The following is a 9,678-nucleotide window of genomic DNA, read 5'->3' as shown; positions in this document are numbered from 1 at the left end:
AAGGGAGCCCCCGCCGCACCCGATGCGGCTCGGCGAGACCGAGGAGGACTACTACGCGACCGGTCGCGGCCAGCACGGGTCGCAGGAGACGACGGAGGCGGTACGTTGACGCCCGCCACCGTCGCCGCCTCGTCGGCTCCCGCGCTCGCGGCCCCCATCGGCGGCGGGGAGGCCGGCGCCTTCTGGGTCCTGGGCACCCTGGTCGTCCTGGGCGCCCTCGGCGTGGTCTTCTCCCGCAAGGCCGTCCACTCGGCCATGTCGATGGCCCTGGCCATGGTCGGCCTGGCCGTCTTCTACGGCATCAACGAGGCGCCGTTCCTCATGGTCGTCCAGATCGTCGTCTACACCGGCGCGGTCCTGATGCTGTTCCTGTTCGTGCTCATGCTCATCGGCGTCAGCTCGGCCGACTCGCTCACCGAGACGCTCGGCGGACAGCGGGTCCTGACCGCCGTCGTCGCGCTGTGCTTCGTCGGCGCCCTGGCCACCGGGATCACCCGCATCGTCGTGGGCGACCCGGTCGGCATCGCCGGGGGAGCGGCCGTCGCCGGGGGCAGCATCCCGTGGATCGCCAACGAGCTGCTGCTGCGCTACGTGGTCGCCTTCGAGGCCACCGGGGCGCTGCTCATCACCGCGGTCCTGGGCGCGCTGGTCCTGGCGCACACCGCCCGGACGAAGAAGCGCCGCACCCAGCGGGAGATCTCCGAGGACCGGATCCGCGGCGACCACCCGACGCCGCTGCCCGGCCCCGGGACCTACGCCCGGCACAACGCGATCGACATGCCCGCGCTGCTGCCGGACGGCACGGTCTCCCAGCTCTCCCTCAACCCCGTCCTCGCCGCGCGCGACCCGGAGCTCCAGTCGGGCGTGCCGAGCGACGTCCGGGCGGGGCGTCCGCCGCTCCCGGGAGGGGCGTCGGACTCGGCCCACTCCAAGGAGGGTGAGCCGACGGAGAACCGCGCCAACGGTTCCGCGCCCGCCTCCGGCGGCTCGGCCGGTCCCGAGGACGAGGCGGACGGCGACCACAACGGCAACGGGCAGGAGGTCGAGTCCTCGTGGACCCGATGAACTACATCGTCCTGGCGGCGCTGATCTTCACCATCGGCGCCGTCGGAGTGCTCGTCAGGCGCAACGCGATCATCGTCTTCATGTGCGTGGAGCTCATGCTCAACGCCTGCAACCTGGCGTTCGTCGCGTTCGCCCGGATGCACGGGGACATCGAAGGGCAGGTCATCGCCTTCTTCGTGATGGTCGTCGCCGCCGCCGAGGTGGTCGTCGGACTGGCGATCATCATGCAGATCTTCCGAACCCGCAGGTCGGCGTCGCTCGATGACGCCAACCTGCTCAAGCACTAGAAGGCGACGTGGCNNNCCGCCGACAGCCCGGTGCTGTCGTACGCCTGGCTGCTGATCGCCCTGCCCCTGGCGGGTGCGGCGATCCTCCTGCTGGGCGGGCGGCGCACCAACGCCTGGGGGCACTGGCTGGCCGTGGCCCTGCCGGTGGCGTCCTTCGCCTGGGCGGTCCTCATCCTGTTCGACCTGCTCGGCCGGGCCGCCGACGCCCGGGCCGTCTCGGTCCCGGTGTACGAGTGGTTCGCCACGGGTGGCGTCTCCGCGCAGGTCAACCTGCTGGTCGACCCCCTGTCGATCACATTCGTCCTACTGATCACGTTCGTCGGCTCGCTGATCCACGTCTACTCGGTCGGCTACATGGCCGAGGATCCCGACCGGCGGCGGTTCTTCGCCTACCTCAACCTGTTCGTGTCCGCCATGCTCGTGCTGGTGCTCGCGGACAACTTCGTGCTGCTCTTCCTCGGCTGGGAGGGCGTGGGCCTGGCGTCCTACCTGCTCATCGGGTTCTGGCAGTACAAGCCGAGCGCGGCCACCGCGGCCAAGAAGGCGTTCCTGATCAACCGGGTCGGCGACATCGGCCTGCTCGTGGCGATCATGATCATGTACACCACCCTGGGCGCGGTCGGCTTCAGCGACGTGTTCGCCCAGGTGCCCGGGGTGAGCGACGGCCTGCTGCTCGCGATCGGCCTCCTGCTGCTGCTGGGCGCGTGCGGCAAGTCCGCGCAGCTTCCGCTCCAGGCGTGGCTGCTCGACGCGATGGAGGGCCCGACCCCGGTGTCGGCGCTCATCCACGCGGCGACCATGGTCACCGCCGGTGTGTACCTGGTGGTGCGCGCCGGTCCGATCTTCGAGGGCGCGCCCGTCGCCCAGACCGCCGTCGCGGTGGTCGGCGCCGCGACGATGATCGCGGGCGGGATCATCGCCTCGGCCAAGGACGACATCAAGAAGTCCCTGGCCGGGTCGACGATGAGCCAGATCGGGATGATGGTCCTGGCCGCGGGGCTCGGCCCGGTCGGCTACGTGGCCGCCATCGCCCACCTGGTCACGCACGGCTTCTTCAAGGCCGGGCTGTTCCTGGGCGCCGGGTCGGTCATGCACGCCATGAACGACGGCGTGGACATGCGCCGGTACGGCGGCCTCGCCAGGCTCATGCCGGTCACCTTCGCCACGTTCGGCCTCGGCTACCTCGCCATCATCGGTGTCCCGTTCCTGTCCGGTTGGTGGACCAAGGAGAGCATCATCTCCGCCGCCTTCGACCTGGGCGGGACGGAGGGCATGGTGCTCGGCACGGCGGTCATCGTCGGCGCCGGCCTCACCGCCTTCTACATGTCGCGGATGGTCTTCATGACCTTCCTCGGAGAGAAGAGGTGGGACGAGGGCGTGCACCCGCACGAGTCCCCGGGCGTGATGACCGCGCCGATGGTCGTGCTGGCGATCGGTTCCACCGCGCTGGGCGCGTTCCTGATGTTCGGCGACCGGTTCGCGGGCTTCCTCGCCCCGGCCGTGGCCGCCGAGCCGCACCACTTCGACGTGGCGCACGCCTTCACCTCGCCCTACGGTCTGGCGGCCCTGGGCGTCCTGGTGCTCGGCGTGGCGGCGGCCTGGGCGGTGTACCTGCGCACACCGGTCGCGCGGACCGCTCCCGCCGGGAACTTCGTCACCGTCGCGGCCAGCAAGGAGCTGTACGGCAACGAGATCAACGAGGGGCTGTTCATGAGGCCCGGACAGGTCCTCACCAAGGCCATGGTCGTGGTCGAGGACAAGGTCATCGACGCGGCGGTGGACGGGCTCGGCATGGGCGTGCGCGACTCCTCCAGGGAGCTGGGCCGGTCCCAGACCGGGTTCGCCCGCACGTACGCGCTCACCATGCTCTTCGGCGCCGTGATCGTCGCCGCGACGCTGGTTGTGAGGTTGTAGACACATGATCCCCTGGCTCACCATCGCGATCGCGCTCCCCGCGGTCGGCGCGGTCGTCCTGTGGGCGACCCCGCGCGGCTCGGCCGAGGCCGCCAAACGGATCGCCCTGGGCTTCTCCCTGGGCACGCTGCTCGTGGTCGCGGCGATGGCGTTGCGTTTCGACGTCTCCGCGGCGGGGCGCCTCCAGTTCGAGGAGGTGTACCCGTGGATCCCCTACTTCGGGGTCCACTACGCGGTCGGCGTCGACGGCGTCGCGCTCGCGCTCATCCTGATGTCGGCGGTGCTCGTGCCGCTGGTCGTCCTGGCCGCCTGGAACGAACACGACGACCGGGAGGACGGCGGGCGCGCCTACCTCGCCCTCGTCCTGGTACTGGAGGCGATGATGGTCGGCGTCTTCGCCGCCACCGACGTCTTCCTGTTCTACGTCTTCTTCGAGGCGATGCTCATCCCGGTCTACTTCATGATCGGGCGGTACGGACGCGGCGGCGAGCGGTCGCGCGCGGCCGTGAAGTTCCTGCTGTACAGCCTCGCGGGCGGCCTGATCATGCTGGTCGCGGTGATCGGCGTGTACGTGTACGGCGACACCTTCCTGTGGACCGACCTGGTCGCGGACGGCAGTCCGCTGCGCGCGGTCTCGCCCGAGGTCGCGCGGTGGCTCTTCCTCGGCTTCTTCATCGCCTTCGCGATCAAGGCGCCGATGTGGCCCGTGCACACCTGGCTGCCGTCGGCGGCCGGGGCCTCGCGGCCCGGCACGGCGGTCCTGCTGGTCGGCGTGCTGGACAAGGTCGGCACCTACGGGATGCTCCGGTACTGCCTGGAGCTGTTCCCCGGGGCGACCTCGTGGTTCGTGTGGCCGGTGGTCGGACTGAGCCTGGTGAGCATCGTCTACGGCGCGGTCCTCGCCATCGGCCAGACCGACATGATGCGACTGGTCGCCTACACGTCCGTGTCCCACTTCGGCTTCATCACCCTGGGCATCTTCGCCCTGACCCAGGAGGGGCAGGCGGGCGCGACCCTGTACATGGTCAACCACGGATTCGCGACGGGCGCGCTGTTCCTCATCGTGGGCTTCCTCATCCCCCGCCGCGGCTCGGCGCTCATCGCCGACTACGGCGGCGTGCAGAAGATCGCCCCGAAGCTGGCCGGGACCTTCCTGGTCGTGGGCCTGGCCGGGCTCGCGCTGCCCGGGCTCGCCCCGTTCGTCAGCGAGTTCCTGGTGTTCGTCGGGGTGTACGAGTTCAACGCGGTCCCGGCGGTCCTGGCCACGGCCGGCGTCGTCCTGGCCGCGCTCTACATCCTGTGGATGTACCAGCGCACCATGACCGGCCCGGTCCCGGAGAAGCTGTCCGGGCTGCGCGACCTGTCCGGCCGTGAGGCCTGGGCGATCAGCCCGCTGGTCGCCCTCATCATCGCGTTCGGCGTCTACCCGCAGCCGCTGCTGGACGTGATCAACCCCGCCGTCGAACGCACCGTCGACGAGGACGCCTCCGAGGTCGGCGCGGTCGCCGACGGCGGCGCACAGGAAGGAGACGAGGAGTGATCCCCCTCATCCCCGCCGAGGCGGTGGAGCCGACGCTCCCCGGACTCACCGAGGCGGCACCGGAACTGGACTGGTGGCTGTTCGCGCCGCTGCTGACCGTGTTCGCGGCGGGCGTGCTCGCCGTGCTGTTCGAGGCGTTCGTGCCGAACGGGCGGCGCCGGGGGCTCCAGCTCGGGCTCGCCGTCGCCGCACTGCTCGCCACGTTCGTCCTGCTGCTCGTCCAGATGGGCACCGTCCCGGAGGAGGGTGCGCTGCTGGCGGCCGGGGTGCTGGCCGTGGACCGGACGGTCCTGTTCTTCCAGGGCACGATCACGGTCCTGGCACTGGTCAGCCTCATGCTGATCGCCGAGCGCAGGCACGGCCGTGACGCCTTCGCGGCGCAGGCGGCCACGGTGCCCGGCAGCGAGGAGGAGCGCGCCCACATCATGGCGGGCTCCCAGCACACCGAGGTCTACCCGCTGGTGCTGTTCGCGGTGCTGGGGATGCTCATGTTCCCGGCGTCCAACGACTTCCTCACCATGTTCATCGCCCTGGAGGTGATGAGCCTGCCGCTGTACCTGATGTGCGGGCTGGCCCGCCGTCGCCGCCTCTTCTCGCAGGAGGCCGCGGTCAAGTACTTCCTGCTGGGCGCGTTCGCGTCGGCGTTCTTCCTGTTCGGCATCGCGATGGTCTACGGGTACGCGGGCTCGGTGAACTTCGCCGACGTGCGCGCCGCCGTCGAGAGCGGGGGCGCGGCGATCTTCGAGGGCGGCGACGGCGAGCCGCTGCTGCTCATGGGGATCGGTCTGGTCGCGGTCGGCCTGCTGTTCAAGGTCGGCGCGGTGCCCTTCCACAACTGGAAGCCGGACGTCTACCAGGGCGCCCCGACGCCGATCACCGCGCTCATGGCCTCGTGCACGCTGGTCGCCGCGTTCGGCGCGCTGCTGCGGGTGTTCTTCGTCCCGTTCGGCGGTTCGGCGGACGTGTGGGAACCCATGCTGTGGACGGTGGCCATTCTCACGATGGTCGCCGCGGCGGTCATCGCGGTGACACAGCGCGACGTCAAGCGGCTGCTCGCCTACTCGTCGGTGGTCCACGCCGGGTTCGTGCTCACCGCGGTCGTCGCCAACAGCGTCGAGGGGCTCGCGGGCGCCATGTTCTACCTGGCCGCCTACGGGTTCACCACGTTGGGCGCCTTCGCGGTGGTGACGCTGGTGCGCACCCGCGACGGCGGACAGGAACTCGGCGACCTCGACCGCTGGGCGGGGCTGGGGCGGCGCTCCCCGGCACTGGCCGGGTCGTTGGGCCTGTTCCTGCTCGCCTTCGCGGGGATCCCGCTCACGAGCGGGTTCATCGGCAAGTTCGCCGTGTTCGAGGCCGCCCTGGCCGCGGGCGCGGCGCCGCTCGTGGTCGTGGGTGTCCTCAGCAGCGCCGTCACCGCGTTCTTCTACGTCCGCATCATCGTCGTGATGTTCTTCCGGGACCCGGAGGGCGAGGGGCCGACCGTCGCTCCGGCCGGGGTGCTCACGGGCGGGGTGATCGCCCTGGGGGTGGCCGCCACGTTGCTGCTGGGCGTCCTCCCGGGGCCGCTGCTGGAGAATCTCCTGCCGGCCACGGAACCTGGTTCGCAGCCCGCCTCGGTGACGGTGTACCAGGTCACAGCGGATATCGGCACCGAGTGATCGGCTACCCGGGTGTGGCTTTGGCTCTTCAATCCGGGTCGGATACCGTGGCAAGTCGGATCATGTTCATGTGCTGAGCGCGCGGTGGGGTCCTCCTCGGAGGACCGCCCGCGCGCCCTCTCGACAGGTGGAGCTTTACGGTGAGCGGTGCTGTCCCGAGCGGGTTTCTCGCTCTGCCGAGAGTCGACCCCACACTCGCCCGGGAGATCCAGGCCGGCCTCGACGAGGTCGAGGACCTGCTCAGGTCCACGGTGGAGTCCAGCAACCCCATGCTGACGGAGGCCGCCTCCCACCTGATCACCGCGGGGGGCAAGCGGTTCCGCGCCACGCTCGTACTGCTCGCCGCCCGCTTCGGGGACCCGTCGGTGCCCGACCTCATCCCGGCCGCCGCCGTGGTGGAGCTGACCCACATGGCGACGCTGTACCACGACGACGTCATGGACGAGGCCGAACTGCGGCGCGGCGAGCCCAGCGCCAACCAGCGCTGGGGCAACAACATCGCCATCCTCACCGGCGACTACGTGTTCGCCAAGGCCTCGGAGCTGCTCGCCGACCTGGGCGCCGAGGCGGTCCGGTTGCAGGCGGTCACGTTCGGACGCCTCGTCCAGGGGCAGATCCTGGAGACGTCCGGTCCGCCGGAGGGCACCGATCCGCTGGACCACTACCTCCAGGTGATCAGTGACAAGACCGCGTCGCTCATCGCGTCCTCGGCCGAGTTCGGCGGCATGTTCGGCAAGGTCGACCCGGAGACCGTGGGCACGCTCACCCGCGCCAGCGACGCGATCGGGATGGCCTTCCAGATCTCCGACGACCTGCTCGACGTCGCCAGTGAGACCGCCGACTCCGGAAAGACCCCCGGAACGGACCTGAGGGAGGGCGTGCTGACCCTGCCGATGTTCTACGCGCTGCGCTCGACCGCGCCGGAGGACGAGCGGCTGCGGTCGCTGCTGGGCCGCCCGCTGGGCGACGAGGAGGCCGAGGAGGCCCTCACCCTGCTGCGTCGGCACCCGGCGATGGGCGAGGCCGAGGCGACGCTGCGCCGCTGGGCCGATCTGGCGCGGTCCGAGCTGGCCACGCTGCCCGAGGGGCCGGCCCGCGACGCCTTCGAGTCCCTGTGCGACTACGTGGTGCGTCGCTCCGGCTGAGCAGCGCCTCTCTCGTCCTCCGCCTCGCTTCGGTCCGCCCGTCGCCCGGGCCGGACACGGAACGCGCGACGGCCCCGCCGCCCGGACCGGGCGGCGGGGCCGTCGTCGTCTCCGGGGAAGGTCAGGCCACGACCGGAAGGGCCTCGTGGCCGGGCAGTTCGGTGAAGGTCGGGTGGTGGGTGAGGCCGTCGTCCTGGGCGGGGGCCTGGGCGGGGCCGCCGCCCTCGATCGAGACCAGGTCGCTGGTGTCGAGGTCCTCCAGCACGGAGGGACCCTGGCTCAGCGCGTCGACCAGGTCCTCGGCGGTCCGGGTGTCGACGCCCTCGGCCACGCGGGGCAGCCCGCCCTCGGTCACCTCGGGCAGAGACCCGGTCAGGTCGTCCAGCCCACTCCCGGCGGGGGCGCTCTGGGCGACGGTCATGGTCAGGGGCTCCTCCATGTTGCGCTGGCCCACCAGACCGAGGACCTCACCCTCACCGAGGTTGACGTAGTTGTCGTCGGTGACCGGGTTGGACTCCACGAGGTCCTGGGCCTGCTTCGGGGTCTCCAGTCCGAAGACGTAGGCCATGTCCCAGATGTTCGGGACGGCGGGGGCGGCCGAACTCTGGTGGACGGTGCCGGTGTCCCCGGCCAGCGGCAGGTCCGCCACATCGCTGAGGGCCAGCGAGTTGTCGCCGGTCAGGTCGGTCAGGTTCGTGGCCTCGGGCAGCCCGGAGCCCTCGGCGAGCGGCAGCTGGGCTCCCTCGGTCAGGCCGGACAGCTCGGAGGGGTGGGCCAGGCGGGTCAGCTCGGAGGGCGCGGGGACGTCCAGTTCGTCCTTGAGGCCGTGCGCGGCCTGGACGGTGTGCGGCAGCACCTGGCCCGCGGACCCCTCGACCCGACCGCCCGCGTCGCTCGCCGTGTCCTCGACCAGTCCGCCGAGGTCCTCCAGGGAGTCCCCGGCGCCCGTGGCGGACTCGGTCACGGTGTCACCGGCCGAGTGGCCGATCGTGTGGTGCGGGTCGCCGTCGAGGCCGGTGGCGTCCTGAGTCTCGGCGACGGCCTCGCCCACGGCCGGGAGCGGGCTGGCGACGTCGGCCACGGGGGTGACCAGGCGGCCGGACTCGGGCAGCGGAGCGGACAGGTCGGGGGCGGGCTTGTTCGGGTCCTTCGCGGTCCGCTGGAGCTCCTGCAGCGCGGAGTCGGCGATCGGCACGGCGCCTTCGGGGGCCAGGCCGCGCATCGTCGGGGCGACGCCCTCGACGAGGGCCCGCTCGACGATGGGGGCGATCTCGTGGGTGGGGGACTCCAGCGCGTCGGCCCCGGCGATGCCCGCGCCCAAGGCGACGAAACCGGCCGTCCCGGCGGCGAGGACGAGGGTTCGTGCTGAGGTCCGCTTGACCTGCGTCATGGTTAACCTTCCAAAGCTCTGGTTCGTGGATACGGGGCGGCCGGTCGCGCGACGGGGGCGCGTGGGCCGGAGCCGGAGGAGCTGTGGACCACCGGCTGACGTGAATCACGTGAGCGAGCGCACGGGACTCAGGTCAGCTCCCAGAACGTGGGTGGGCGCGTGGGCCCGGGCTGGGATCGGTCCGGGGCACGGCGGGCGTGCCCGGGGACCGTCCCTAGTCGGGGGAGACCGTGGGGTCGTCGGCGGGGTCGACGGGCACGGCGTGGAGCCGGGCGTCGGCGGGGCGGGCGGGCACGGAGGCCGGGGCCGCCAGGGGCGTGGAGGTGAGGTACCCGGCGACGCCGGGGACGGGGAAGGAGCCGCCCGAGGTCGGCGCGGACCCCGCGGCCAGGTGGCCGCCGAGGCGCTCGGTGTCGCGCGGGTGCGTGACGGGGGCCTCCGCGGTGAGGTGCGGGGCGTGGTCGGCGGCCACCTCGGTGACGGGATGCCGCTGGGCGGGACCGGGAACGGGTACGGGCGCCGTCTCGGTGCCCTCGGCGTCCGGGACGGGGGGCTTCGCGCCCTCCTCGGCGGGGGCGGACTCCTCACGCGGGGCGCGTGCGGGGCTCTCCTCCGGGGCGGCGGTGAGCTCGGGCAGGAGGCCGGCCGCGGGCGCGTCCCACCGGTCGGGGCGGAT

General features: G+C 71.9%; 7 protein-coding genes and 2 pseudogenes. 7 read left to right on the top strand and 2 right to left on the bottom strand.

Features of this window, described 5'->3' with window-relative positions; all coding sequences use genetic code 11:
• From D471_RS42550 to D471_RS0124470, 7 genes and pseudogenes are all read left to right on the top strand, one after another.
• A pseudogene (locus D471_RS42550) lies at positions 1-109 on the top strand (NADH-quinone oxidoreductase subunit NuoI); the annotation flags it as partial.
• Positions 106-1,065 carry an NADH-quinone oxidoreductase subunit J gene (locus D471_RS0124495; RefSeq protein ID WP_017601056.1) on the top strand — a complete coding sequence of 320 codons (960 nt, stop codon included), beginning with the start codon at positions 106-108 and terminating at the stop codon, positions 1,063-1,065. The pseudogene D471_RS42550 and the gene D471_RS0124495, both read left to right, overlap by 4 nt.
• Positions 1,053-1,352, top strand: coding sequence for an NADH-quinone oxidoreductase subunit NuoK (gene nuoK, locus D471_RS0124490; RefSeq protein ID WP_017601055.1), 300 nt, complete (start codon positions 1,053-1,055; stop codon positions 1,350-1,352). The genes D471_RS0124495 and nuoK overlap by 13 nt, the downstream gene beginning before the upstream one ends.
• A 30-nt stretch (positions 1,353-1,382) precedes the next feature.
• Positions 1,383-3,266: an NADH-quinone oxidoreductase subunit L gene (gene nuoL / locus D471_RS0124485; RefSeq protein WP_017601054.1), complete on the top strand. Its 1,884-nt coding sequence runs from the start codon at positions 1,383-1,385 to the stop codon at positions 3,264-3,266.
• Between the two features lie 4 nt (positions 3,267-3,270).
• Positions 3,271-4,806: an NADH-quinone oxidoreductase subunit M gene (locus D471_RS0124480; RefSeq protein WP_017601053.1), complete on the top strand. Its 1,536-nt coding sequence runs from the start codon at positions 3,271-3,273 to the stop codon at positions 4,804-4,806.
• Complete coding sequence (gene nuoN / locus D471_RS0124475; RefSeq protein WP_017601052.1) at positions 4,803-6,467, top strand: NADH-quinone oxidoreductase subunit NuoN; 1,665 nt, start codon at positions 4,803-4,805, stop codon at positions 6,465-6,467. The genes D471_RS0124480 and nuoN overlap by 4 nt, the downstream gene beginning before the upstream one ends.
• 140 nt (positions 6,468-6,607) lie before the next feature.
• The gene (locus D471_RS0124470; protein ID WP_017601051.1) at positions 6,608-7,612 is read left to right on the top strand and encodes a polyprenyl synthetase family protein; all 1,005 of its coding nucleotides are present in this window, start codon (positions 6,608-6,610) and stop codon (positions 7,610-7,612) included.
• 121 nt (positions 7,613-7,733) lie between these two features.
• On the opposite strand, the gene D471_RS0124465 is transcribed toward D471_RS0124470, so the two are convergent.
• Positions 7,734-9,002: a hypothetical protein gene (locus D471_RS0124465; protein ID WP_017601050.1), complete on the bottom strand. Its 1,269-nt coding sequence runs from the start codon at positions 9,000-9,002 to the stop codon at positions 7,734-7,736.
• A 214-nt stretch (positions 9,003-9,216) separates the two neighbouring features.
• Positions 9,217-9,678, bottom strand: a pseudogene (locus D471_RS40430) (hypothetical protein); the annotation flags it as partial.

This window comes from Nocardiopsis lucentensis DSM 44048 (assembly GCF_000341125.1).
Lineage (GTDB): Bacteria > Actinomycetota > Actinomycetes > Streptosporangiales > Streptosporangiaceae > Nocardiopsis > Nocardiopsis lucentensis.
Note: the sequence above shows the minus strand (reverse complement) of the source record. Positions and strands in the feature narration are given on the sequence as shown.

What these genes read in the sequence shown, in the direction of transcription:
- D471_RS0124465 (WP_017601050.1), bottom strand. Translation starts at nt 9,002, where the DNA reads ATGACGCAGGTCAAGCGGACCTCAGCACGAACCCTCGTCCTCGCCGCC.
- D471_RS0124480 (WP_017601053.1), top strand. Translation starts at nt 3,271, where the DNA reads ATGATCCCCTGGCTCACCATCGCGATCGCGCTCCCCGCGGTCGGCGCG.